We start from the raw sequence: 26,241 nt of genomic DNA, 5'->3' as shown, positions 1-26,241 counted from the left end.
AAAACAAGAAGAACTGTCCTTCGTAAGGTAGCCGAAGGACAGTATGTGGTCAAAAACAAGAAGAACTGTCCTTCGTAAGGTAGCCGAAGGACAGTTTGTGAATAAAAACAAGAAGAACTGTCCTTCGTAAGGTAGCCGAAGGACAGTATGTGGTTGAAAACAAGAAGAACTGTCCTTCGTAAGGTAGCTGAAGGACAGTATGTGGTCAAAAACAAGAAGAACTGTCCTTCGTAAGGTCACATGAGGGTACTTTTATCTGTTCAACGCACAAAACTCCCTAAAGAATTTCGATCATTAAGGAGTTGACTTGGGAGACGAGGAGTTCTTCGTATTTTTGCTGTGCCTGGTAGAGGATATCTTGGTCTCCGGCCTTCGGGTTTTCCTTTTTCACTTGCGCAACGATATCCTCTTGGACCTTTCGGGATAAAACAATCAGCTTATATTGCTGTTTTTCCGTTGCCCAAAACTTGTCCTCGCCGTAGTCACTAATCAACTTTTTCGCAGAGGGGAACCCATTATATTGCTCGCGCGCCTTGCTAACTGCCGCGTCAACCTCGGCATCCGCCGCCTTGTGCCCCTTTTCATCGGCAAGCATTGCCATTGAGCGCAGGCGGATAATCTGTGTTAATAATTGATTTTTATCAACGCTGATTTTCTCCTGTGAGTCTAAATAAGCAAGCTCTTCCTCTAACTGCTTGCCCGTATATTTTTGCTGAGCGGTTTCCCGATTAATCGCCAGCTGCAAGCGATTAATCAATTGATAAAAAGCTAAATCGTCTGGCGTAATCCATTCTCCGTTTATCGTGGCAACCCCTTTCGCCTTCACAACGTTGGTGTCAATGACCTTTTCCGATTTCACACCGTCCTTTTCCAATGTAAAAGCGACCTCATACTTCCCGCTCATTGGCAGCGCGGCATTACCGGAGTAGGTACCATCTTTGCCCTCCGCTAACTTCACATCGGTTGTGCCATGATCCATATTGGCCATCGAAAATTCCGCGGAGACATCGAGTCCTTTAACCGCCGTATTCCCCTCGGTTACTTTAATTTCAAACGGTGCCGCGGTATTCTGTTGATAATAAAGCTCCTTTGTCACTTTGATTATATAATCAGGTCCCGAACTGCAGCCAGTCAGCATCGCCATCAGCATTAGCAACAAAGTCGCAAACAACGTCTGTCTCTTCATGACTCAATCCCTCCTAAATTGTGTGTCGCCAAAAAATCGCCAACTGTAAATTTCTCCATTTCTCCCTCATTTAGATAGGCCACATGTGTACAAACCTGGCGGATTTCATCGAGATGATGCGACGACAGGAGAATCGTTTTATCATGAAGTGATTTCAGTACTTCTAGGATTTCCTTTCTTCCCATCGGGTCAATGCCGCTTGTCGGCTCATCCAAAATCAAGATGCTAGAATCCTGATAAAGTGTAATCGCCAAGCCGAGGCGCTGGAGCATTCCCTTTGAATAAGACTTCACTTGGACATTGCGGTCGTCCCACAAGCTGACCGATTGAAGTGCGTGCTCGATTCGTTCCAAATCGGCGGCCATCTCAACCGCTTCGGCAAAAAAGGTCATATTCTCGAGCCCGGTCAGCATCGGATAAAGCATAAATTTTTCCGGCAAATAGGCGATCGCCTTTTTCCAGGCATCGTTTTTCTTGGTAACTTCCATTTCATTAATCGCAATTGAGCCTTGCTTAACAGGTAATAATCCAAGCAGACTATTAATAAATGTTGATTTCCCGGCACCGTTTCGGCCAACCAGGGCGCAGATTTCATTTTTATGAATTTCAATCGTAACGTCGTCTAACACTGTTTTTTTTCCGAACGATTGGTTTAGATGCTCCACCTTAATCATTCATAGCCCTCCTTACGGTTGAAGACAATTGCAGTACCAAAAGAAATCGCGAGCCAGACAAGCAAATTTCCGAGCAAAAAGAAGACCGGCTTCGTCCACATAAAGGCCTGCATGAGCCTCGACATGTGACCGAACGAATATACACCTATCCCGGTTTCCAGGTACATTCTAACGGACTGAAGCGGATTTAAAAAATAGACAGCTGAAAATAGTTTGACATTTTCATAGGTGACGTCAGGTAAAAACGATAGCAGGATAAAATCGTGCAGGAAGAAAAAGTAAAACCAAACAAAGATCGTATAGCCGATGATCTGCATTCGCGAACGGCTGAAGCTCCCGATTGCCGCACCCATCTGCAAGAAAAGAAGCGTCATCAGGACAATCGCTGCAACGAACACCAAATAGCTTTTGATATCGAGTTGAAAGGTAAATTTCAATAGCAGCAAATAGATGAAAAACCAGACAATCAGCGGGACAAGCACAACCGTATAAAGCCCGAGGCTTTTTTTAACCAAAAAGCTTGGGTAGTTGTCCTTCTTCGTGAGCAGCATGATCAACGTCTTTTGTTCCTTTTCTTGAAAAATCGAGAACGCCCCGATAAACAGGCACAGAATCGGAATAAAGTAGATGAGCGTATCAAATAGATTGATTAACAAAACATAAAAGCCTTTATCAAAGGAAAGCGCTGTGGAACGGAACAAAATACTGACAGATATGAGCACAATAATGCTTAATGAAAGCCAAAGCCCTTTGCCTCTTATATTTTCCTTCCATTCCTTCCAAATATAATGCATAGTCGATGTCTCCCCTTTAGTAAAATCAACACGGCAACCCCCGCGATGACCAGATATAGAATCCAAGAATGCTCAGCTTTTGCGGCCGCTAATGGGTGTGAATCTTGAAACATAACTTCGTCGTCCTTCAATGTCGCATTGATTTTTTCATAAATTGAAATCGCCGGGCTTTTTAAAAATAGATTGGTTAGTTCTTGGTCCTCAATCAGCTGATGGAGGGAAGAATGATAAGTGACCGGAAAATCGCCGATTCCGTCTTGGTTTAAATCGGTGAGCGGAAAGCTGGCGCCCCAGTCATTTCCTTTGCCATCCTTGCTCCAAGCATTGTTTTCGCCTTTGCCGCCAAGGGTAACGGCGGGGATGGTATTTTCGGAAATCCGGTTCAGCGTGAATGTTTGCTCGTTGGAGCTGGCCCACAGTTCAATGCCAATCTGATTTTGGATGATGCGGTTCCCCTGAATCGTGTTTCTTGTTGCTTGGTCAATATACAAGCCCCGCTGGTTCATGTAAAAGGTATTGTTTTTTATATCATTATCATTGGCTTGCAATAGTAACAGGCCGAACGATTGGTTTCCATAGTTAATGATGAATTGATTGTCTTCTAGTTTCAGATGATTCGAGTTCATGACAGCAGCGCCGCCCGTATTCATTGTAAATACATTTCGTTTAAAAATATTTTCGTCTGAGTACATGTAATGCAGACCATATCTTGTATTGGTTATGTTATTGTCATAGCTTTTATTATCGTTGGCGTAATCAAAGAACATGCCGTCCCGGGTGCCGTCGACGGTGTTGTGTTCTAAGAGATTATTATTTGCGTAAAAAACATGAATGCCATTTCCCTGGGCGGCTATTTCCCCTTTTCCCATCCCTTTAATATCGGCATAGCGGATGGTATTATCGTGGGCCTTGCTTAAATAAACACCGTGAAAGGAATGGCGGATGTTGACGTGGTCAACGACATTATGATCTGTATAGATTTTGATGGCTGCGTATTCCTCGCTGGAGTTGCGGTCCATGCTTCCTCCTGATACCGTAAAATGGCTCAATTTTACATCTGGTGCCTTAACCGAAATCACGTTCCCTGTTCCGTCTCCTTTGATCACGGTTTTGGCTGCGCCAATAATCGTCAGTGGTTTATTGATGACGATATTGCCTTCATAGGTTTTATTTTCAAGCTTTAATACCGCCCCCTCTTTCATGGAGTCGATGATTGCTTGCAAGCTTTCGGCTGCCATATTTTTCTCAGGAATCCCTAGGAAAAAAAGAGAAAAAACGAAAGATAAGAGCGTCATTTTTTTCATTTTTTTCGATCCTTCCATAGCGGAATCAGTAATAGAATAAAGGCGGCGATGACAAAATAGATGCCTGTGCCTAGTAAACTATGTGTCGTAAAATTCGCTACCGTATTTTGACCGATAATCGGCGGGACAAATGGGTCAATTTTAATCGGTGCCTTTGGACTTAAATTGGTACCGTATTTTTGTAAGGCAAAATGGAGATCCATTATGCCGGCGAGACCGCCAAGCGCGATGATGCCAATCAGCCCGTAGAGCACTTTCTTATTGCGAAGAATCGCCGTTATTAGCGTTATGACGGCTAATCCGCCAACAAGATAGGCAAGGTAAGATAATTCAGGAAAGTTTTCTTCACCGAAATTCGACATCCCGATATAGTGATTCAGCCCGTTAATAATATCAATTTCTCCTTCGAGCTTGTTCGGAAAGACGATAATATTTAAGCCTTCCGGATATTGCGGTGCATAAAAGACCATCTTCCACCATGGGAAAAATAGCGATACAACAATTAAAACAGCTGAGAGCCCAATCAGTAAGGAAGACGTAATCGATAATTTACTGTTTTTCCTGCTGCGATCATTCAAGTTAACCACTCCTTTAATAGTGCAATTAAAGACAAATGGAGGTGGGTACCAATTTTTCTAATTGATACCCACTGAAAAACTTTTATTGTTTCGGTTTTACTAAGAAGTAGCCGTTCATTTCCTGGTGTAAGGCTGAGCAGAAGTTTGTACAATAGATTGGGAACGTCCCCGCCTTATCGGCTGTAAACTCGATCGTATTTGTTTGCCCAGGCTGAACTTCTATATTCAAGTCATAGCTGTTAATCGCAAAACCGTGGGTAATATCTTCATCAAAGTCAATATTGGTTAAATGGATGAAGACGTGATCTCCTTCGTTAACCTCAATAACGTCCGGGCGTTTTGCTTTTGCGTCAAAAATGAATCTTGAGCGCATTGCGATACCGTAAACGTGAACTTCGTTGCCTTTACGGACAATTTTAGTATCATTTTGCTTGTAAACGGCATCTTTATTTTTTTCATCCTTTGGATAAACATTAATCGTTTTAATCTTATCGGCTTTAATCATTTGGGCATAGTGCGGCTCTGGGTCAACCGGTGCCGATTGAATGACCTTCATCTTGCCGCTGATGTCAATTAACTGCATCGATTCAGGGTGTGACGGTCCAACTGACAAGTAGCTGTCCTTGGCAATTTTGTTCAGAGCAACGAGCCAGTGTCCATCAGGTGATACGGTGTCGCCTTCAGCAGCAACAGAGTGCCCTGGTGAATATTGAACAGGGACACGGTCTAATGTTTTCCCCGTATTCGGATCCCATTTTACGACTTCTGAAGAAATGAACATTGTTGTGTAGGCCATGCCTTTGTCGTCAAACTGAGTATGAAGCGGTCCAAGGGCATTTTCTGGGTTTACTTCTCTTTCCATCACGGATTTGTAATTAAGGATTGGAATCCCGTTACGTTCACCGGCAAAGTCTTTGTTTTCAACGGCTTTAAATGCTTTTTCGAACGAGAATACCGACATCGCAGGTGCTAATTTTCCGGAAGCGATAAAGTATTTACCATCAGGTGTAACGTCGACGCCGTGTGGTGATTTAGCGACCGGCACTAAATAAATGCCGCCTTTTTGTTTTTCAGGGTAGATCATCTTTTGGCCATCAACATCTTCATATTTGCCTTCCTTGACCATCTTCTCAAGCTCTTTCCAGTTAAAAAGAACAATATAGTCACGGTCTGCTTGCGAAGCATTTACTTCTAATGTTGTTGTTGCTTCTTCTGTATTGTAGGTCGTCATCACGGCCCAATCAGCGGAGCTTTTTTTACCTGCATCAGACAGATCATAGGACCAAGGCGGAAGCGCAACCTGGTAAGCAATGTTTAATTTGACATTCTTTTCGTCAAAGGTAACCGCTGACATAACTCCGCGGTAGTTTTGGCTGTAGTTATCAAGTGATTCATATTTTTGGCCAACCGGCACGGCGAAACGAGTCGGCAGGAACATATACTCTGTATTTTCCGTTACGAATGCGGCACAGTGCGGGCCGGCCGTGTTTGGAACCTTGATGATATCTTTTGTCGTGAAGGTTTCCAAATCAACAACAGCGGCACGGCTGTTACCGACATCAGTGGCAAACATCCACTTTCCATCATAATCACCTTTTGTTTCTGAGAAGGCCGGATGGTGCAGGTCCCCCCATGTATAGCCGCCCATTAATTTTTTCGAGTGCTCATCAAAACCATAGCCCGTTGCCGAATCCTGCGAGAAAACAGGAATTGTTCTGATTTTGCGCATCGATGGCACACCATAGATAAACATCTGTCCAGAGTGGCCGCCGGATGCGAATAAGTAATAATCATCTTTTTGTCCGAATGGAACATACACTTTTTCAGCATCGCTCTTGTTGCTTGAAGCAGCTTCCGTGTTTGTCTTTGCGGAAAAGTCAGCAAATGTTATCGTTGCGGCAATAAAGCCGGCAAGCAAACCGGAGGCGATTGGGATCCATTTTTTCATTTACTCACACCATCCTTTCTATTTAGCTTCAGATGCTTGCTTTAATAGGTCTAAAACCTGCTTGCGCTCTTGATCTGTTAATGGACTTTTGCTAATAACGCCTGACATCACGGCTGATGTTGGCTGTTTTAAGAATTCTTCAATTGGTTTGCCATGCTTTCCTTCCACGTTAACAAACGCTTGTGATAGGTCCGGTCCGACTGCCCCGCCTTTTATGTTGAGAGCTTCAACACTATGGCAGCCAAGGCATCCCTTTTGATTAAGGATATTGTCTTCATTCGCGGAAGAAGCGGCCGCTGTATTCTCTTCTTTAGTTGTCGCTTCGTCCTTTGTTTCAGTCTGCGCCACCTGCGGCTGTTTCTCGGAGTCCCCCATGATTACCCCAAATACGAGGTATCCAAGTCCAAAACCAAGTAATGCACAAATAACAAAGCTAATAATGGCTTTTTGCAATTTTATCCCCCTCCTTTTTATTAAAATGAACAACTCCATCCTACCGTCTGGTCAACGGTAAAATAGTGATGTAGAGCACTTCTTTATCGAGGTTTTTGAACGTTTTGTGAAGAAGTCGGAAAGGACTAAGGAAATCGTGGTTTTGAAAAATGAATTTTTTGTGAAATTGGTTTGAAAAAATGTCAGCGCTCTCTTGAGGGTGTTTTTTGAAAAGGGTGACTGTTTGTGAGGGTTTTGTCTATTTAGACATTATTTGGAAAAAAACCATTCTATTTTAATAGGAAAAGGCCCTTCCGAAGTGGAAGGGCCTTTTCCTATTAAAACGTATACGTCCAAAACCGTTCATTATTGATCCAGACCATTGTTTGCGGGTCTTGATTTTTTAATTTCTCTTCCATGCCGATAAGCATCTGCTCGGTTTGTGAGCGGTGGGCACGAATGGCGGCGAGTTTTTTGTCAGCGACAGGGGTTATATTATTGATAATGTCCGCTTCCCCCAGTTCCTCAACACAATTATTTGAGAAGGCAACACAGTGTAAGGTTGGTCTTACCGCAGCAGACATTTTTTCAACAGCGCGCACGACGGCCGCACCGGTGGCGTCATGGTCAGGGTGGACCGAATAGCCTGGATAAAATGTAATTATCAGCGAAGGATTGACTTGCTCGATTAATGCCAGCATTGTATTCGCGAGTTTTTCCTCATCTTCAAATTCAATCGTTTTATCCCGGTATCCGAGCATTCTTAGGTCCTGGATGCCCAAAACCCGGGCTGCTTCCTGTAACTCTTGCTTTCTGATTTTCGGCAGGTTTTCCCGGTTGGTAAAGGGGGGATTCCCCATGTTGCGTCCCATTTCCCCTAAGGTTAAACAGGCATAGGTGACAGGCGTTCCATTTTGTACATGGGTCGCAATTGTCCCGGATACGCCAAATGCCTCATCATCAGGGTGAGGGAAAACGACCAAAACATGGCGCTCTTTTTCCATAATTCATGCTCCTTTCTGGCCTAATTATTCAAATGGCGTGGAACTTATCTCCAGCGCAACAGCAAGTTTTCCTTTACTATCGTGGCCGGCTAATAATAGGTGATTCTCTTCATCGATTTCAAAATGTGTAAGGCCCTCAGCATAAATCCAGCCGAGATTTATTTTTAAGCCGACACGGTATGGGCCCGTTCCGGTGATTTTCCCTAATTCATAACGGACAAGCGCATTACGGATATAGGCGCCAGCTGAAAAGAAAGACTGATCGTGGTGTGAGGCATATGCACCGTTGGTCGTTTCCAGGTGAATGTAGACATCTTTATTTGCAAAGCGACTGATGGCGTCTTGTACGTTTTTAACATCAATATATTCCAAAATGCGGCCTCCTTTCCCTTCAGAATCTATAAACTATTTTTATTTTGTAACTATCATACTAAAGTCAGTAGCAAAATGCGAAATGATTGCTTAAAAAAAAATAACAATTGGAAACAATTAACTTTAATTAAGAAATATTAACTTGGAAATCCTTAATCCTAGGCACATAGTTTTTAGAATAGCCAGAAGGGATAAGGATCCGTGAAAATGTGGTTTCGAAAACAACCTCCTGAACAACAAGAAAACACCCTTGTTGCCTTAATAAATATGTACAAACAATCGGGCGATTTTGTTCATTTCCATCACCCGCATGTACCTAAAGCCTATTGGATTTCTTATTTTGGGACGTTGATTGATGTTGAGATTTTGCATCGTGATATTCTTCCCTATCTAAATAAATCAACATTTACTTCACTAGAAGAGATAAAGACCGCTATCCCGTTTGAAGATGTCTTAATTACTAGTGATTTACAAAAAATTCAAGATGACCTTCTACAAGGCTCTGTCCTGATTCAACTCGATGAAAAGGATTCGACCTGCGCCCTTGTCCGGGCGGAAATGAAAAAGTCCCGTGAGGTAACGATGCCGGTAGAGGAGTACAGCGTTGTCGGGCCAAAAGAAGCCTTTGTCGAGTCATTAACGACGAATTTAAATTTAGTTCGCAAACGATTACCGATATCAGAATTTAAAGTAAAAGAATTTACGATTGGGACGCTTTCGAAAACAAAAGTGGCCGTTTTGTACATTGAAGGAATCACGAATGAAGATAACGTTAATACCGTTTGTCAAAGACTTACTGATTTGCAATTCAATCAAATTCTTGACAGTTCGATTATTGCCCAGTTGATTGCCGATAATGGGCATTCTCTCTTTCCGCAATTAATTGATACCGAACGTCCTGACCGTGTCGCAGGTGTGCTGGCAGAAGGCAGTGTCGTGATTCTCGCAGATGGTTCCTCCCATGCGTTGATTGGTCCGATTTCGGTAATGGGATTATTTAATGCGTTTGAGGATTATTATGTCAATTGGCAAATGGCTTCCGCATTTAGGCTTATTCGGGTCTTTGCCGTTTCCTTCTCTATTTTGGTGACGCCGATTTATGTGGCCGTTTTAACGTATCATTATCAATTAATCCCGAAAGATTTAATGGTGACATTAGTATCATCAAGAAGGAATATTCCCTTACCGCCCATTCTTGAAGCCATCATTTTGGAGTTAACGATTGAGTTGCTCCGGGAAGCCGGGGCAAGACTTCCGTCAAAGGTTGGTCAAACAATCGGTATCGTGGGTGGTATCGTGATTGGAACCGCAGCAGTGGATGCGGGGTTAACAAGCAATGTGCTGCTGATTATTGTTGCACTTGCGGCATTAGCTTCCTTTACTACACCGGTATACCGGATGGGTAATACGATTCGTTTACTCCGGTTTCCGTTTCTCTTGCTTGCCGATTTATGGGGACTGCTAGGGATTGCGGTTGCATTTATCTTTTTAATGATTCATTTACTCCGTTTAACGTCACTGGGAAGACCTTACTTAGAACCAATTTATCCCCCAAGGTTTAAGGATTTAAAAGATTCATTTATTCGTGTACCTTTTTCTCTTCAATCAACGAGACCCGTGTTTTTACAAACAAAAGATCCGCAGCGTTTTTCAAAACAAAAAGCGAGTGAGGTGAAGGATATCGACGAATAGCCGCCAATTGTAAAGGAGGTTCCTCATGAAAACGGCGATAAAAGATCATTTTCTTGTCTCACCATTCCTTGTATTTTTCCTTGTGCATGGGATGCAATATGGTGTTGGACCTTTAAGCTTTCAACGGCATCTCGCGAAGTATGTCGGCCATGATGCGTGGATCCCTATTTTACTATCAGGACTCATCATTCACCTATTAATTTGGATGATGTACATGATGCTAAATAAGGACAAGGGCGATTTAATGACGATTCACCAACGTACTTTTGGAAAATGGCTCGGTAATTTGTTAAGCCTTCTCATTATTCTTTATGTTCTGGCAGAGAGTGTAACCGTGTTGCGATCATATATAGAAATTGTTCAAGTTTGGATGTTTCCTTTACTAAAAACATGGCCGTTTGCTTTAGTGTTGCTGCTCAGTGTCCACTATGTCGTTTCAAGTGGATTTCGTACCGTTACCGGTGTTTGCTTTTTGGCTGTTGTGATACCCGCTTATTTAATTTTAACCTTTTTTGTACCCATTCAATTTGCAGATTTTCGCAATCTATTACCAGTCTTTGATCATTCCCTTTTTGACATCGCTAAATCTATTAAGGGTGCTGTATTAGCTTTTTCCGGCTTTGAATATGTATTGTTCTATTACCCTTTTATTAAACAACCGGAGAGTTCACAAAAATGGGCCCACTTAGGAAATCTCTTCACAACATGCCTGTATCTTCTAATCATGATCGTTACATTAGGATTCTTTGATCAGGGGTATTTACAAAAAGTGATCTGGCCGACATTGATGATGTGGAAGATTATCAAATTACCTTTCGTGGAGCGCTTCGAAATTATTGGCGTAACATCCTGGGCGGTTGTCATGTTACCAATCATTTGCTTGATGTTTTGGTCGGCGAGCCGGGGAATAAAGGAAATGTTTAAGCTAAAACAGCGGACTGTTCTCGCCGTCCTTTTATTTCTTTGCCTGATTGTTAGTTGTTTCTTAATCGATCGCGAAACGATCGAACAATATAATACATTTGTCGGGGATATTGGCTTTTGGATATTGTTTGGTTATATACCTTTTCTTTTTATTTGTTATCATATTCGTTTCAAAATGAGGAAAAAAATATGAAGAAAAAGATAAAAATAGCGGTGTTGGTAAGCATCATTTTTTCCGCGTATATGTTTGGTCGTGTCCAAAGGCAGATTTTAGATGATCTTAACATGGCATCGTCTATAGGGTATGACTATATTGATAAAAATACGATAAAAGCTACGACAGTCCGTCCTATTTATAAACCTGACAAGAGCATGGGGAATAAAATCTTTTCGGCAAGTGATGAACTAAGTACACAAACATTCAGTAAAATCAATCAACAATCATCCCGTCAAGTGGTAACCGGCAAATTGGAAGTAGCCCTATATAGCAAAGAAGTGGCGAAACATGGAATTGGCGATTTAGTGGACTCGTTACAAAGGGACCCTTCTATTAGTGAGCGGTTGTTTGTTGCCGTTGTCGATGGGGAAACAAATAAACTTTTGAAAAAGAAGTACGGTGATCGCGATACGGGTACTTATTTATCGATGCTAATCGAACAAAATATGAACTCGGGGGGATTGCCGACGAATAACCTCCACCAATTCCTAAACGCCTACAATTCCAAATTAAAGGATCCGTTTTTACCGCTCATTGAGCAAATAGGGGAGAAAGTTCATCTTAAGGGGATTGCCTTATTTAAGGATGATCACTATGTGAGGAATCTCCGCCAAGATCAGCAATTTATTTTTCAAGCACTGTTAGAAAACATAAAGTTAGGGACGTATAAGCTAAAGTTAAAAAATAAGAAATATGTGGCAATCGAGAATATTAATACAAAGCATAGCTATCGTGTTGTTAACTTGAAAAGAACTCCAGAAATTAATGTCCATGTAAAAGTGAGAGGAATCATTAGGGAATACACGGGGAAGAAAACAGACAATAGAGAAATCGACGAAATAAAGAAACAAATGGAAAAAGAGATGGAAAAGGAAGCCACTGCCATGATTCGTACGTTTCAGAAGTTAAAGATTGATCCCATAGGCTTTGGTGATCAAGTTCGCAGCCGCACAAGAAATTTTCGTTATCAACAGTGGTTAGACCAATATCCAGATGTGAAAATCAGGGTAAAGGTAAATGTGGTAATTCTCGAAAAAGGTGTGGTTGATTAAAGGTAAAGAAAGGAGCCGGTCTGGTAGACCGGCTCCTTTCTTCTGTCTATTCTTCACAATCCTCACAATACTCAGTTACTGCCTCAGCACCGCGGTAGGCTCCATGCCAGGTTGGTCCGACAAATTCATTTAAGCGGAAACCTTGTTGGATTGCTGCGGTAATAAATGCCTTCGCCACATCGACTGCTTCATAAACAGACTTCCCTTTAGCAAGCTCTGCGGTAATCGCCGAGGAATAGGTACAGCCCGCGCCGTGGGTGTAGGTTGTTTCAAATTTTTCAGACTCGTACAGCTTGAATTCTTGGCCATCAAATAGAAGGTCGACGGCTTTTTCTTCAGAATGAAGCTTGCTGCCGCCTTTGATTAACACGAACTTTGCTCCTTGTTCGTGAATTTTCACGGCTGCCGCTTTCATTTCTTCCACTGTATGGGGTGTTTTCGTTCCCGCCAGCTGCCCTGCTTCGAAAAGGTTAGGCGTTACAACTAAGGCACGTGGCAATAGAAGCTCACGCATTGCATCAGTTGTTTCCGGGTGCAACGCCTCGTCTTCGCCTTTACAAACCATAACAGGGTCAATCACAACACGCTCCAGCTTGTTTTCATCAATCACTTTTGCCGCTAATTCAATAATTTCAACCGTTCCGAGCATCCCTGTTTTCATCGCGTCGATGCCGACGGAAAGAATCGTATCGATTTGGGTTTTCAGTGTCTCGATGGCAATCGGAAACACGCTGTGGCGCCAATCTTGCGGATCCATCGTTACAATTGTTGTTAGTGCCGTCATCCCATAGACGCCGAGCTCCTGGAACGTCTTCAAATCCGCTTGAATCCCAGCGCCTCCGCTTGTATCCGAGCCAGCAATCGTCATTACTTTTTTGATTGTCATTATGTACTCCTCCTTCTAAAAACCTACTTATTATTATAAAACATTTTTATAAAATTAACAGATATTGCGAACGAAGGACCAATAGTTGACAGAAAAATGACAGTTCCCTGGTTTTTACTATTTCCAATCATCTTGTGTGATAAATATTACTTTCAAAAGGAAAGTGGCGGCGTAGGATGGGGGTATGTGGCGGGCCATTTCGGAATCGCTTACATTATTCCGTTTTCCATACCTGCATTTGTTGGAAATCTGACACAAATTAGAAACAGAAGGGTCCTTCTTGCTTTTTGCAGGCAAAATCCCTTTTAAAAAAGTTACAAATTTCGACAATGTGACAAATGTCGCTGAGTGGAATTGATTCTATTTTTACAATGAAAAGATAAGGAAAATAGTCCTAGAGTGGAGGAAAAACCATGAACCGCAAAGGTTGTCCGGATGAATATCCGATTTCGTTAATTATTAACGGATATGAAATGGCCGTTTTTCAACTGACAAAATCCGACCTTGATGATTGGACATATGGATATTTGTTTTCTGAAGGATTTATTCAGGAGGCAAGCGATTTAGAATCGGTTGACATTAACGAAGACATGGGCACCATCAATGTTTCGCTCCGCACCGGTTTTGATGAAGACGAAATTTTTTCAAAAAAGAAGCATTACACCGCCGGCTGCGGCAGGGGTGTTACCTTCTTCTCAATGACAGATGTGAAGAGCTTTGACAAGGTGACATCAAACAAGGTCTATCCACTAAGTTATCTGTTAAAAAAGCGCAGTCAATTCGCACAAAACTCAGATCTTTATCTCGAAACAGGCGGGATGCATGGTGCCTGTATTGTCGATGAACAGGGTGATATCACGATTCGCGAAGATATCGGCCGCCATAATGCCGTCGACAAGATTATTGGTCATGCATTAAGAAATCGTTTACAACCCGAAAGGTTAATTTTGCTTACAACCGGCCGGGTTTCATATGAAATGCTCTCCAAAGCAGCTAAATTTGGCTTCCCTGTTATCGGTTCGCGGACAGCGGCCACTAAACAGGCAGTACAGCTGGCAAAATATTTAAATATTGAGGTAATCGGCTATTTAAGAGGGAAAATGGCGTCGATTTATACCTCGTCAGGCAGAGTCGAAAACGACTTAAACGTCGAGCTGGCTTTAGGGATGCATTGAGAGGGGTGAATGAAAAGCTAGGAATCAATAGAGAGAAAAAGGGTGTCTAGCACCGGCTTAAGGGGCTTTCACTTTTTTAAGGGATGTTCTAATCAATATGTTTGGGAAGGAGAATAGTAATGGTTGAAATGAACTTAAATCGCCGGCAATTTTTAAAGCTATCAGGCGCAACAGCAGCAACACTTGCAGTTGTCGAGCTCGGCTTTAATGATAAAAAGGCTTATGCGAAATCAAAAGAATTCAAAATTGCCAAAGCAACTGTAACACCAACCATTTGCTGCTACTGTGGTGTTGGATGCGGAATCCTCGTTCACACCAAAGATAATACCGTGGTTTATACGGAAGGGGATCCGGATAACCCAATTAACGAAGGTAAGCTTTGCAGCAAGGGAACAACATTAAGACAGCTTTATACATCTGAAAAACGCTTAACCAAACCGCTTTATCGTGCACCAGGAAGTAATAAATGGGAAGAGAAAGAGTGGGAATGGATGCTCGATACCATTGCCAAACGTACTAAAGAAACACGCGACAGTTCGTTTGTCGAAGTAGAAAATGGAGTAACCGTCAATAAAACCGAAAGAATTGCCAGCCTTGGCGGGGCGGCACTTGATAATGAAGAAACATATTTGCTCGCGAAACTAATGAGAGGGCTTGGTGTCACCTATTTAGAGCACCAGGCACGAATATGACATAGTTCTACGGTTGCCGGTCTGGCACCTACATTTGGTCGTGGAGCAATGACTAACCATTGGAATGATCTGCAGCATACCGATTGTGCATTGATTATTGGCGCGAACCCTGCAGAAAATCACCCGATTAGCTTTAGATGGCTGACGAAGGCGAAAGAGAACGGCGGAAAAATCGTTTCGGTGGACCCACGTTATACACGTACATCCGCACAGGCTGATGTTTACGCTGCGCTTCGCTCCGGTACGGATATTCCATTTATCGGCGGGATGATCAATTATGCACTCGAAAACAATCTCATCCACAAAGAGTATGTTGCTAACTATACAAACGCCTCCTTTATCGTCAAAGAAGGCTATGACTTTAATGACGGCCTATTCTCAGGCTATGACGAAACAAAAAGAGCCTATGATAAAACAAAATGGGCAATTGAAACAACGGAAGACGGCAAGCCGGTTAAAGACGAAACATTAGCGCACCCGCGTTCTGTTTTCCAATTGATGAAAAAGCACTATTCCCGTTATGATGTCAACACAGTCACAGCCGTAACCGGAACAGCAAAAGAAGATTACTTAAAAGTTTGTAAGACCTTCTGTGAAACAGGCAAGGTTGGAAAAGCAGGAACGATCATGTATGCAATGGGAACCACTCAGCATACCGTCGGCTCACAAAACGTCCGTATCTATGCGATTCTGCAATTGCTGTTAGGAAACATCGGCTTACCAGGCGGCGGAATCAATGCGATGCGTGGCGAATCCAATGTTCAAGGGTCTACAGACTTCGGTTTATTATTTGATAACTTAACAGGTTATCTAGGTGCACCAAAAGCAACCGTTCCAGAGCATGCAACACTGAAAGGCTATTTGGAAAAAGAAACACCAAAAACAGGTTACTGGAGCAACAAGCCAAAATTTGTCGTCAGCTTGCTTAAAGCATGGTATGGCGCAAATGCGACGGCAGAAAACGAGTTTGGCTATCAATTTTTACCAAAGGGAAATAAAAACTACTCACATATCAACTTATTTAATGCGATGTACAAAGGGGAGCTTGACGGTACGTTCTTATTTGGAACAAACCCGGTTGTCGGCGGTCCGAACGCCGGTAAAGAAAAAGAAGCCCTTGGCAACTTAAAATGGCTGGTAGCGATTGACCTTTGGGAAACGGAAACATCATCGTTCTGGCAAAAAGAGGCCGGCAGTGATCCTGCGAAAATCAATACCGAGGTATTCCTGCTTCCAGCATCGGCATCGTTTGAAAAAGAGGGCAGTGTATCCAACAGCTCGCGCTGGATGCAATATCGCTGGAAGGCGATTGATTCAAGAGGTGAAGCAAGACCAGACCTTGATATCATTCATGAACTTGCCTTAAAACTGAAGAAGCTATATGAGAACAGTCCAAAATCGGCTGACAAACCATTCTTAGCGCTTGATTGGAACTACGGAACAGGAGAAGAACCAGATATTGACCTTGTTGCGAAAGAAATCAACGGCTATGACCTGAAGACCGGCAAATTGATTGCGAGCTTCGGCGCGTTGTTAGATGACGGGACCACTTCAAGCGGCAACTGGATTTATTCCGGCTTCTATCCTGAAGAAGGCAAGAACAAATCGAAGAACCGTGACAACAAGGACACAGGCGGCGATCACTATTTGAACTGGTCGTATGCTTGGCCGATGAACCGCCGGATTCTTTACAACCGTGCCTCAGCAGACCCAAGCGGTAAGCCATGGAGCAAGGAAAAGGCAGTGATCTGGTGGGATGGCGCCGAGAAGAAATGGGTCGGCAATGACGTGCCGGACTTTAAAGCCGTTACAGCACCAACTGAACCAGGTGGTACCGGGGCGTTTATGATGAATAAAGATGGTGTAGCCTTATTGTTTGCCCCTACTCTGAATGATGGACCGTTCCCTGAACACTATGAACCATTTGAAAGCCCTGTTCCAAATGCGTTCTCCAATACGCAATTGAACCCGGCTGCCGTGGTAATCGAGGGCGATTTCAATAAAAAAGGCGATAAGAAAAGCTTCCCGATTGTTGCAACAACGTACCGGGTAAGTGAACACTGGCAATCTGGCTCAATGACACGGAACCAAGAATGGCTCTCAGAGCTTGCCGGCCATATGTTTGTCGAAATGAGTGAAGAGCTTGCCAAAGAAAAAGGCATCAAGAATAAGGACAAAATCATTGTCAGCTCAGCACGCGGAGAAATCACAGCCTATGCAATGGTGACAAAACGCTTTAAGCCTTATAGTGTTAGCGGCAAAAAAGTTCATCAAATTGGAATGCCGTGGCACTTCGGTTATAAAGGATTTGCCACAGGCGATACAGCGAATCGTCTAACACCGCATATTGGTGATGCCAACACGATGATTCCGGAGTTCAAAGCATTCCTCTGCAATGTTAGGAGGGCTGACTAATGGTGAAAGAATATGTGAAATATGTTGATGTCACAAAGTGTGACGGCTGCCGAGCCTGTATGGTTGCCTGTAAAAACTGGAACGACCTGCCGGCGGAGCCGACGGAATTCCTTGGCAGTGTTCAATCACATGCGAAAACAACAGCGGATACATGGAACGTCCTGCAGTACATCGAGCACGAAAATGGCAAAGGTGATTTAGACTACTTGTTCCGTCATTCTAGCTGCTTCCACTGCTCCGATGCTGCCTGTGAAAAGGTTTGTCCTGAAAATGCGATCAGTTATACAAAGTATGGAACAGTTGTCATTGATCAAGACAAGTGTGTTGGCTGCGGTTACTGTGTCCAAAACTGTCCATTTGAAGTGATTTCTTTAAAGACATACAAGGATAAAAACGGCAAAGAATATCGGAAATCTCATAAATGCACGATGTGTACGGACCGAATTGAAGAGGGCTTACAGCCTGCCTGCGTAACAACCTGTCACACGGGCGCGATGGAGTTTGGCGATAAAGACGCCATGATTCAAAAAGCAGAGCAGCGCGTGAAGGAAATTAAGGATCGTTACCCGAATGCCATGGTCTATAATCCGCAGGGCGTTGGCGGTACGCATACGGTTTACGTGCTGGCAGAAAAGCCAAGTGTGTACGGACTTCCTGAAAATCCGAAAGTCCCAACTTCAGCTGTTTTATGGAAGGACTATGCGCAGCCAATCGGAAAAGCAATGATTGGCGCCACAACGATGGCGGTTGTCGGCGCATTTGTCGCTAATAAGTTTTTCAGTAAAAAAGCAGGTAATGACGCAGAAGATGGAGGTGGCAGCCATGAGTAATTATCAAAAGCACCCAAAAGCTAATGTAAAGGTTCGTCGCTTCCCAAAGGCGTTTGTTTGGGCACACGCAATCAATGGACTTGCATTCTTTGCTCTTTACATCACGGCCCTGCCAATGTATACCGACTTCTTTAACTGGCTGTATCCGGTTCTTGGCGGTCCGGCCATGGCACGGCTATTGCATAGAATTTTCGCAGTAGTATTTATAATGCCAACCTTCATCTTGTTAATTTTTAGTCCGAAGTTCTTTTTCCAATGGATGAAAGATTTAATAACATGGAAGAAGCGCGACCTTCAATTCTTCAGTGAATTCGTTAAAGAATTATTCGGCTTCAAGTTTAAACATATTAAACAAACCTTCTTTAATGCTGGAGAAAAAATAAACTCGGTTATCCAGATTTTCTGTGCGATCTTGGTTATTGCATCAGGTTTCACGATGTGGTTCCCTGAATTCTTCCCAAGAGCAATTGTGCAATGGGGCTACTTCCTTCATAACGTTGGTTTCGGATTAGGGATTGCTGTAATCGTTGGACACGTCTATCTATCTGTCGTTCATAAACACTCAAGACCAGGCTATTCCGGCGTAGTTAACGGAAAAGTTCCTGCCTGGTGGGCAAAAGGCCACTATGGCGACTGGTATGATGAAGAAGTGAAAAAGGGCAACTTCCCTGACTTAGACGATCCAAAGCGTAAAAAAGGTGCATGATAGGTTAAATTTATAGTCAAAAGGGAATGGCTGTCTTTGTTGCGACAGCCATTTCCTATAAATAGAATTATAGAGTCAACTTTAGAGGAGAAAAGGTGAAACTTGTCCTCATGGAGCGTTCATGCGGACAGAAACCCGAGAAAATCAACCAAACTTGTCCTCATGAGGGGTTCATGCGGACAGAAACCCGAGAAAACCAGCCAAACTTGTCCTCATGGAGCGTTCATGCGGACAGAAACCCGAGAAAACCAGCCAAACTTGTCCTCATGAGGCGTTCATGCGGACAGAAACCCGAGAAAACCAGCCAAACTTGTCCTCATGGAGCGTTCATGCGGACAGAAAAGCGAGAAAACCAGCCAAACTTGTCCTCATGGAGCGTTCATGCGGACAGAAAAGTGAGAAAACCAGCCAAACTTGTCCTCATGGAGCGTTCATGCGGACAGAAACCCGAGAAAACCAGCCAAACTTGTCCTCATGGAGCGTTCATGCGGACAGAAACCCGAGAAAATCAACCAAACTTGTCCTCATGGGGCGTTAAAAATGAGGTTCTAAAAATAAATTGAGTTTTTAATATAAGAAAGAGGTGCAACAACGATGATTAAATCCGTTGTTTCAAAAGAATACCAGGATCTGCAAAAGGAAATCGTCCAGCTTCAGGAACAGTGGAAACAACAGCTAAACCCGGAAACAATCAGGCCCAATCTTGATAAAGCGGCCATGGAAGCAGGAGTGCCTGCAGCCGCACTTACGGCTATTGATTTTGAAATTTCACTATTCCTACAGTGGATAGAGGAAATTAGTGCCATCCTCATAAACAGCAATCCTGAACTTGAGCCAAAGCTTTCAGGCATCACCAGTCTGTTAAACGAAGAAATAGCAATTCGCTGGATTGAAGAGGCGTTTGCGTTTAATCATGTTTATTTTGCCAGCTTTGCCGAAGAACACGGGCTCGAAGGATGGATCCCGCAATTCCTCGCAGAAACCGCCCTTCGTCCCTACTTACAATTGACCGCTGAAAAGGTCCAGCACGAAATTCATCATTCAAACCCTGGGGCAGGCTGTCCTGTTTGCGGCGAACCAGTAAGAGTAGCAACACTGAAAGAAGAAGGCAAAAAGGTCATCCATTGCCCGCGCTGTCTTGCTCACTGGCATGCCAAGCGTCTCGAATGCTCACATTGCGGTAATGAAGACCATAAGACGATCCAATTTCTCACCATTGAAGGCGATGCGGTTTCGCAAATACAGGTTTGCGATACTTGCCGCGGCTATATTAAAATTATTGATACAAGACAATATATCAGCCAGCCCTCCGCTGCATTACTCGATTTGAACTCGATTCATCTTGATTTTGTAGCGCAGGAGAATGGGTATCATGCGGTTGGTACTAAAAGCTGAAGCGCCTCGTTCAGGGGCGACCAGCATAAGACGAGCCGGCAAGAAGGTTGCTTTTTACCTTATTGCCGGATTGGCTTATGACTCGAGCCCCTAGGCGCTGAAGCTAGATAGACAAAAAAGAGACAAATTAAGAGGGTGTTTTTGCATGAAAGCTGCCGCGATTATTTTAGCAGGCGGAAAGTCAAGCAGGATGGGCACGAACAAAGCGCTGTTAAAGATAAATGAGAAGACCACGATCGAACGAACCCGGGATGCGCTTAAACTGCTCTTTGATGATATAATTCTCGTAACGAATGAACCTGAGACGTATGAATTTTTAGAAATGAAAATGACCTCGGACCAGTATCCGGGAATGGGGCCGCTTGCAGGAATTCACGCAGGTTTAACAGCTTCTGATTACGACGTGAATTTTATCGTCGCCTGTGACATGCCGTTTGTTTCCGTCGAGCTAGCCGAGGCACTTGTCCATTCTTGCGGCCATTATGATGCTGTCATCCCTGTGATCCATGGCAAACAGCAACCGTTATTTGCTGTATTTCATAAAAAAATAGCAGGAGAAGCGGCAACGTGTATCGAAGAAGGTAGTTTGCGGATGAAACATCTGCTTGACCGCTTAAATGTACTCTACGTGACAGAAAGCGAACTTCAGACTTATAGCCAACATGACCTTGAACGGGTTTTTTTCAATATGAATCGCCCGAATGAATATGAAGATGCCAAAAAGTGGGCCGAAGCGGACGATTGATTTAAGGGGGAAGAGGAACCATGCAATTTTTCAAAGTGAAGACAGTGGAAGAGACATTTGCCTTAATCGCGGAGCAAGTACCGGCCATTAAGCAAACAGAAACGCGGGAGCTTGACAGGGCCCTTCATTATATTCTTGCCGAGCCGGTAGTAGCGAAGGAAAATGTCCCAGGCTTTGACCGCTCAACGGTTGACGGCTATGCTGTCCGGGCGAAGGATACGTATGGCTCCTCCGAATCGATGCCAGGCTTTTTAGCGCTTGCCGGAGAAGTGCACATGGGCGAGGTTCCGACTGTGACAGTCAGTTCCGGGACGGCCGTTTATGTTCCCACGGGCGGCATGCTTCCGGCAGGCAGCGACGCCGTCATCATGATTGAACACTGTGAAGACGTAGAGGATCTCCTCAACACGTACAAGCAAGTAGCACCTGGGGAAAATGTCATCCGCAAAGGCGAAGACATTCGCGAAGGGGAAATTCTCCTGGCGGTCGGGACGAAGCTTCGCCCGCAGGAATTAGGGGCTCTCGCCTCGTTAGGAATTACTCATGTGACTGTTTTTCGAAAAATAACAGCCGGCTACCTTTCCTCCGGCGATGAAATTGTGCCCTATCAAACGGAAACACTTCAAATGGGGCAGATTCGCGATATTAACTATTTAACGACTGCCGGACTTGCTAGCGAATGGAATGTCGACGTAGTTTACGGCGGGATTGTTAAGGATGACTTTGCTGAATTCCAGCAAAAGGCGTTTGAACTTTATCAGCAATGCGATTGTTTAATTCTCTCCGGCGGCAGCTCTGTCGGGGCCAAGGACTATACAACCGATGTGATTCAATCCTTAGGTGACCCGGGAGTTTTTGTCCATGGAATTTCAATTAAGCCGGGGAAACCGACAATTTTAGCAATGGCGGCTGGAAAACCGGTGATTGGCTTGCCGGGGCACCCGGCCTCAGCGATGATTATTTTTAAGCTGTTCGGTGAGCGGATTTTAAGAACGCTGTCAGGTGAGGTCCTTGAGCGGAAGCCGGAGCGTGTTTTCGCGAAAATAACGAAAAACATCCCATCCTCGCCGGGACGGTCGGATTATATCCGCGTCCGCTTGTTTGAGCGTGATGGCGACTGGTGGGCCGAGCCGATTATCGGAAAATCAGGCTTAATCACCACACTTGTAAAAAGTGATGGCATTGTCGAAATTAGTTCAGAAAAAGAAGGCGTATCACAGGGTGAATATGTACCTGTGATTCCGTCACGGTAAGGGGGATCAGCGAAAATGAATCAAACACCGTACAAGCGAAAAATTTACTTAGAAGATAAACCCCGCGCCGTTGCCAGGGAGGAAATTCTTGCTGCTTCCATCCTGACCCCGGAGATTGAGCATCTCGCTGTCGCTGAAGCCCTGGGCCGTGTGACCGCCGAGCCGATTTTTGCCCGGGTGTCAATGCCGCACTACCACGCCTCGGCGATGGATGGGATTGCTGTTGTTGCGGAAAGTACCTATCAAGCCCATGAGCAAAATCCACTTTTTCTAAAAATCGGAGCGGAGTTTTGCTTTGTCGACACAGGGAACGCGATTCCCTCACCTTTCAATGCCGTGATTATGATTGAACATGTTCATGTCGTCGACGAAGAAACGATTGAAATCATCGAACCTGCAACACCCTGGCAGCATATCCGCCCGATTGGCGAGGACATTGTTCAAGAGGAAATGCTTTTTCCACAGGGACATGTGTTACGTCCGGCGGACTTAGGTGTACTGCTTGCCGCCCAGCAGCTGGTTATTCCTGTTGTCAAAAAACCAGTGGTGGCAATCATCCCGACAGGTAATGAGCTGGTAGAGGCGAGTGCTGCGCTGTCGTCAGGAAAAATAATTGAATTTAACGGTACGGTATTTTCCGGCTTTATTAAGGATTGGGGCGGCGAGCCTAGGCTCCATTCCATCGTGAAGGACGAGCCGGAAAAGATTAAAGAAGTGTTGTTGGAGGCCGCAGCAACCTCGGATATTATCGTCATCAATGCCGGCTCCTCGGCGGGCAGGAAGGACTTCACGGTCCACATTATCGGCGAACTTGGCGAGGTCTATACCCATGGGGTCGCCGCACGGCCCGGAAAACCAACTGTTTTAGGAAAAATAAATGGAAAAATTGTTGTCGGTGTTCCAGGCTACCCTGTTTCCGCCTATCTGGCCTTAGAGTGGTTTGTCCAGCCGCTTGTCTGTCAATATTTAGGGATACCGGTGCCGCAGCGGCAGAAAGTAACCGTCAAGCTTGGGCGCCGGATTGTATCGTCAATGGGTGCTGAGGATTTTGTCCGAATGAATATCGGCTATGTGGATGGACAATTTGTCGCCAATCCGCTGACAAGAGCGGCGGGGGTCACGATGTCCTATGTCAGGGCAGACGGCCTGTTAATAGTGCCGCCGAATGTCATTGGCTATGAGCAGGGAGATTTCGCTGAGGTCGAATTGCTGCGGCCGCTTGAGGAAATCAAGGAGGCTATCGTGTTTTCCGGCAGCCACGATTTAACGATTGACTTGTTATCGTCGCAGTTAAAACGGGTGCGGACCGACATGAAAATTGTCTCCTCGCATGTCGGCAGTATGGCCGGCATCATGGCGATTCGTAAGGGCGAGGCCCATGTAGCGGGCATTCATTTGCTTGACCCAGACACAAAGCAATATAATATTTCATATGTAAGGAAAATTTTAGCCGGAAAAGACGTCATTCTCTATCCATTTTTAAAAAGAAAGCAAGGCTGGATTCTGCCAAAAGGCAATCCGCTTGAGATTTCCGCTGTCGCCGATTTAGTCAGGACCGGTGCAAACTTCGTTAACCGGCAAAAAGGCGCTGGCACTCGAATCCTGTTCGATCTGCTGCTGAAGGAAGCGGGCTTGGAGCCGGAAGCGATTACCGGCTATGACCGAGAAATGTTTTCCCATTTGGCTGTAGCGGCGGAAGTGAACGGTGACGGTAACGGTGCAGGCCTCGGGATTTATCCGGCGGCAAAAGCGATGGGCTTAGACTTTGTTCCGGTTGCCGACGAGGAATACGATTTAGTGATGAAGCGCAGCTTTTTTGAAAGTGAACACGGCAGGCTGCTCGTAGAGATCATCCAATCAGCAGCCTTCCGCGAGCAGGTTGAAAAAATTGGCGGCTACGAAGTGGTCGAAAATCCGGTATTGAAGAGTTTGGCCGAAGAGGTGAAATCATGAAGATGTACGAAATTTCTAAGGAACCGATTGAGATTCAGGCTGTGATTGATAAGGTAGTCCAGCGTGAAGCCGGTGCGATTACTACCTTCATTGGGACGGTCCGCGAATTAACGCACGGCAAAAAGACGTTATTTTTAATCTATGAAGCGTATGAAGCAATGGCGGTGAAAAAGCTTGAGCAGATTGGCGCGGAGATTGAGGAACGCTGGGCCGGTTCCCGGGTAGCGATTACCCACCGGGTTGGGCGCTTAGATATTACCGATATCGCAGTAGTAATTGCAGTTTCGACGCCGCACCGAGCCGATGCTTATGAAGCGAACCGCTATGCGATTGAGCGGATTAAGGAAATCGTTCCGATCTGGAAGAAGGAGCATTGGGAAGACGGCGAATCATGGATGGGCAACCAATTAGAGACCGTTGCCTACCCGAGCGGTAAGCCAGAGGAGGGTGACCTGAATGAATAAGATATTGTTTTTTGCTCATTTGCGCGATGCGGTCGGCGCGGAGTTTTTGTCGGTGGCTGCCAGCGGGAAAACAGTAGCCGAGTTAAAGGCGGAGTTAGCAGCGAAGTATGACCTGCCACGAATGGAAACGGTGATGACAGCGATCAATGAGGAGTTTGCTGCGAACGACGAGCTCATTAACGATAGCGACGAGATTGCGTTTATCCCGCCGGTCAGCGGCGGTTGATTATGACCGAACGAGCGAAAAAATTGGTTAAACGGTCACAATAAGAGGTTCATTGTGACCAAAAGAGCGAAAAAATCGCGTAGACGGTCACAATTAGTGGCTAACAGTGCCCATACGCATGAAAAACCGAGGTATCTGGGCAATCAAAAAAGGATTCCAATCTATTAGCACACATTTACAGCATAGTAATCCTACTAATTACGATAAATTCATACCCTAAAGCTCGCCAACCGAACCGGCGAGTTTTCTTTCGAAAGGGGTCGCCAATAAATGAACGACCGATATTCACGGCAAGTCCTTTTCCCGGGAATTGGGAAAGAGGGACAAGCAAAAATAAGCAAGAAACATGTCCTCATTATTGGCGCCGGTGCGCTGGGATCAGGCAGTTCCGAAATCCTCACCCGCGCTGGAGTTGGCAAACTTACCATCATTGACCGTGATTATGTTGAAGCCAGTAATCTCCAGCGGCAGCAGCTTTATACTGAAGAGGATGTGCTTGAGAAGCTGCCGAAAGCAGCGGCGGCGGAAAAACGCCTTGGCGCGATTAATTCCGCTGTGGAAATTCGTGCGATTATCGGGGATGCCACCCCTGAATTGCTGGAAGAGCTTGTCGCTGGTGTTGACCTGATGCTCGATGCCACCGATAACTTTGAAACACGGATGATGATGAACGATATTTCGCAAAAATACAACATCCCGTGGATTTACGGGGCCTGTGTCGGCAGCTTCGGGATGAGTTTTTCCATCATTCCCGGGAAAACACCTTGCTTAAATTGCTTATTGCGTACGATTCCACTCCAGGGGATGACATGTGATACCGGTGGAATTATTTCTCCGGCGGTGCAAATGGTCATTGCCCATCAAACAGCGGAGGCAATGAAAATGTTAGTCGAGGATTGGGACGCGGTCCGGACTTCGTTTGTCAGCTTTGACCTCTGGCGAAATCAATATACAAGCTTGAAAATGTCGAAAGCCAAGTTTGCTGGCTGCTTATCATGTGGCGAGGAGAGGACATATCCATATTTAGATCATGAAAATATGACAAAAACAACCGTCTTATGCGGCCGCGATACCGTGCAAATCCGCCCATCTAATAAGGGTGAGATTTCGTTAGACAACCTTGCCGGTCAGCTGAGCGCGCTAGGTTACACAGTGAAAGGCAATCCGTATTTGTTATCAGTGGAAATCGGCGCCGAGCGAATGGTAATTTTTCAAGACGGCCGTGCCCTCATCCATGGGACAAAGGATTTAACCCACGCCAAATCGCTTTATCAGCGGATTTTAGGATAAAAAACAAACCCGTACCGACATCGGTACGGGTTTG

The 26,241-nt window shown here is 44.7% G+C and carries 24 protein-coding genes and 1 pseudogene; 15 read left to right on the top strand and 10 right to left on the bottom strand.

Annotated elements, in window-relative coordinates; all coding sequences use genetic code 11:
- Positions 1–277: 277 nt before the first annotated feature.
- The 9 genes from ACFVSW_RS09490 to ACFVSW_RS09450 form a co-directional block, all read right to left on the bottom strand.
- Complete coding sequence (locus tag ACFVSW_RS09490) at positions 278–1,186, bottom strand: FixH family protein (RefSeq protein ID WP_387315038.1); 909 nt, start codon at positions 1,184–1,186, stop codon at positions 278–280.
- Entirely contained in the window at positions 1,183–1,860 is a 678-nt protein-coding gene (locus tag ACFVSW_RS09485) for an ABC transporter ATP-binding protein (protein WP_387315035.1), read from the bottom strand. Before ACFVSW_RS09485 ends, ACFVSW_RS09490 begins: the two co-directional genes overlap by 4 nt.
- A complete protein-coding gene (locus ACFVSW_RS09480) occupies positions 1,857–2,654 on the bottom strand; it encodes an ABC transporter permease (protein WP_387315033.1) in 798 nt (265 codons plus the stop codon). Before ACFVSW_RS09480 ends, ACFVSW_RS09485 begins: the two co-directional genes overlap by 4 nt.
- Positions 2,618–3,958 carry a nitrous oxide reductase family maturation protein NosD gene (gene nosD / locus ACFVSW_RS09475; RefSeq protein ID WP_387315031.1) on the bottom strand — a complete coding sequence of 447 codons (1,341 nt, stop codon included), beginning with the start codon at positions 3,956–3,958 and terminating at the stop codon, positions 2,618–2,620. The genes ACFVSW_RS09480 and nosD overlap by 37 nt, the downstream gene beginning before the upstream one ends.
- Positions 3,955–4,536: a hypothetical protein gene (locus tag ACFVSW_RS09470; RefSeq protein WP_387315030.1), complete on the bottom strand. Its 582-nt coding sequence runs from the start codon at positions 4,534–4,536 to the stop codon at positions 3,955–3,957. Before ACFVSW_RS09470 ends, nosD begins: the two co-directional genes overlap by 4 nt.
- Positions 4,537–4,618: 82 nt before the next feature.
- Positions 4,619–6,484: a Sec-dependent nitrous-oxide reductase gene (gene nosZ / locus ACFVSW_RS09465; RefSeq protein ID WP_387315028.1), complete on the bottom strand. Its 1,866-nt coding sequence runs from the start codon at positions 6,482–6,484 to the stop codon at positions 4,619–4,621.
- 18 nt (positions 6,485–6,502) lie between these two features.
- Positions 6,503–6,937 carry a cytochrome C gene (locus tag ACFVSW_RS09460; RefSeq protein WP_387315026.1) on the bottom strand — a complete coding sequence of 145 codons (435 nt, stop codon included), beginning with the start codon at positions 6,935–6,937 and terminating at the stop codon, positions 6,503–6,505.
- Positions 6,938–7,254: 317 nt separating this feature from the next.
- Complete coding sequence (gene bshB2 / locus ACFVSW_RS09455) at positions 7,255–7,920, bottom strand: bacillithiol biosynthesis deacetylase BshB2 (protein WP_387315024.1); 666 nt, start codon at positions 7,918–7,920, stop codon at positions 7,255–7,257.
- Positions 7,921–7,944: 24 nt separating this feature from the next.
- Positions 7,945–8,292 carry a YojF family protein gene (locus ACFVSW_RS09450; RefSeq protein WP_387315021.1) on the bottom strand — a complete coding sequence of 116 codons (348 nt, stop codon included), beginning with the start codon at positions 8,290–8,292 and terminating at the stop codon, positions 7,945–7,947.
- A 207-nt stretch (positions 8,293–8,499) separates the two neighbouring features.
- Here ACFVSW_RS09450 and ACFVSW_RS09445 point away from each other — a divergent pair, with 207 nt between their 5' ends.
- Genes ACFVSW_RS09445 through ACFVSW_RS09435 form a run of 3 tightly spaced genes read left to right on the top strand, consistent with a single transcriptional unit; the run spans position 8,500 to position 12,177 of the window.
- A complete protein-coding gene (locus ACFVSW_RS09445) occupies positions 8,500–9,984 on the top strand; it encodes a spore germination protein (RefSeq protein ID WP_387315019.1) in 1,485 nt (494 codons plus the stop codon).
- Between the two features lie 25 nt (positions 9,985–10,009).
- Positions 10,010–11,101, top strand: coding sequence for a GerAB/ArcD/ProY family transporter (locus ACFVSW_RS09440; RefSeq protein ID WP_387315017.1), 1,092 nt, complete (start codon positions 10,010–10,012; stop codon positions 11,099–11,101).
- Positions 11,098–12,177, top strand: coding sequence for a Ger(x)C family spore germination protein (locus ACFVSW_RS09435; RefSeq protein WP_387315015.1), 1,080 nt, complete (start codon positions 11,098–11,100; stop codon positions 12,175–12,177). The genes ACFVSW_RS09440 and ACFVSW_RS09435 overlap by 4 nt, the downstream gene beginning before the upstream one ends.
- A gap of 46 nt (positions 12,178–12,223) precedes the next feature.
- Here the strand turns inward: ACFVSW_RS09435 and pdxK are convergent, their stop codons facing one another.
- Entirely contained in the window at positions 12,224–13,063 is an 840-nt protein-coding gene (gene pdxK / locus ACFVSW_RS09430; protein ID WP_387315013.1) for a pyridoxine/pyridoxal/pyridoxamine kinase, read from the bottom strand.
- 413 nt (positions 13,064–13,476) lie between these two features.
- On the opposite strand from pdxK, the gene fdhD reads away from it, so the two are divergent.
- The 12 genes and pseudogenes from fdhD to ACFVSW_RS09375 all read left to right on the top strand — a co-directional run bounded on the left by fdhD (position 13,477) and on the right by ACFVSW_RS09375 (position 26,207).
- The gene (gene fdhD / locus ACFVSW_RS09425) at positions 13,477–14,238 is read left to right on the top strand and encodes a formate dehydrogenase accessory sulfurtransferase FdhD (RefSeq protein WP_387315010.1); all 762 of its coding nucleotides are present in this window, start codon (positions 13,477–13,479) and stop codon (positions 14,236–14,238) included.
- Positions 14,239–14,357: 119 nt separating this feature from the next.
- A complete protein-coding gene (locus ACFVSW_RS28070) occupies positions 14,358–14,930 on the top strand; it encodes a twin-arginine translocation signal domain-containing protein (RefSeq protein WP_483871850.1) in 573 nt (190 codons plus the stop codon).
- Positions 14,931–14,942: 12 nt separating this feature from the next.
- Positions 14,943–17,345 (top strand): annotated as a pseudogene (gene fdnG / locus ACFVSW_RS09420) (formate dehydrogenase-N subunit alpha); the annotation flags it as partial.
- A complete protein-coding gene (locus tag ACFVSW_RS09415; RefSeq protein WP_387315008.1) occupies positions 17,345–18,175 on the top strand; it encodes a 4Fe-4S dicluster domain-containing protein in 831 nt (276 codons plus the stop codon). The pseudogene fdnG and the gene ACFVSW_RS09415, both read left to right, overlap by 1 nt.
- Entirely contained in the window at positions 18,168–18,881 is a 714-nt protein-coding gene (locus ACFVSW_RS09410) for a formate dehydrogenase subunit gamma (protein ID WP_387315005.1), read from the top strand. The genes ACFVSW_RS09415 and ACFVSW_RS09410 overlap by 8 nt, the downstream gene beginning before the upstream one ends.
- A 594-nt stretch (positions 18,882–19,475) precedes the next feature.
- Complete coding sequence (locus ACFVSW_RS09405) at positions 19,476–20,276, top strand: formate dehydrogenase accessory protein FdhE (protein WP_387315003.1); 801 nt, start codon at positions 19,476–19,478, stop codon at positions 20,274–20,276.
- Positions 20,277–20,421: 145 nt separating this feature from the next.
- Positions 20,422–21,021 (top strand): molybdenum cofactor guanylyltransferase, encoded by a 600-nt coding sequence (gene mobA, locus ACFVSW_RS09400; RefSeq protein ID WP_387315001.1) that lies wholly within the window; start codon positions 20,422–20,424, stop codon positions 21,019–21,021.
- Positions 21,022–21,041: 20 nt separating this feature from the next.
- A complete protein-coding gene (locus tag ACFVSW_RS09395) occupies positions 21,042–22,274 on the top strand; it encodes a molybdopterin molybdotransferase MoeA (RefSeq protein ID WP_387314998.1) in 1,233 nt (410 codons plus the stop codon).
- A gap of 15 nt (positions 22,275–22,289) precedes the next feature.
- Positions 22,290–24,227 (top strand): molybdopterin biosynthesis protein, encoded by a 1,938-nt coding sequence (locus ACFVSW_RS09390; protein ID WP_387314995.1) that lies wholly within the window; start codon positions 22,290–22,292, stop codon positions 24,225–24,227.
- Positions 24,224–24,691 carry a molybdenum cofactor biosynthesis protein MoaE gene (locus ACFVSW_RS09385; RefSeq protein ID WP_387314992.1) on the top strand — a complete coding sequence of 156 codons (468 nt, stop codon included), beginning with the start codon at positions 24,224–24,226 and terminating at the stop codon, positions 24,689–24,691. Before ACFVSW_RS09390 ends, ACFVSW_RS09385 begins: the two co-directional genes overlap by 4 nt.
- The gene (gene moaD / locus ACFVSW_RS09380; RefSeq protein ID WP_387314988.1) at positions 24,684–24,917 is read left to right on the top strand and encodes a molybdopterin converting factor subunit 1; all 234 of its coding nucleotides are present in this window, start codon (positions 24,684–24,686) and stop codon (positions 24,915–24,917) included. The genes ACFVSW_RS09385 and moaD overlap by 8 nt, the downstream gene beginning before the upstream one ends.
- A 270-nt stretch (positions 24,918–25,187) precedes the next feature.
- Positions 25,188–26,207, top strand: coding sequence for a thiazole biosynthesis adenylyltransferase ThiF (locus ACFVSW_RS09375; RefSeq protein ID WP_387314986.1), 1,020 nt, complete (start codon positions 25,188–25,190; stop codon positions 26,205–26,207).
- The last annotated feature ends 34 nt before the right edge of the window (positions 26,208–26,241 follow it).

Source organism: Neobacillus sp. NPDC058068 (assembly GCF_042885335.1).
In the GTDB taxonomy this organism is placed as follows: Bacteria; Bacillota; Bacilli; order Bacillales; family Cytobacillaceae; genus Neobacillus.
Note: the sequence above shows the minus strand (reverse complement) of the source record. Positions and strands in the feature narration are given on the sequence as shown.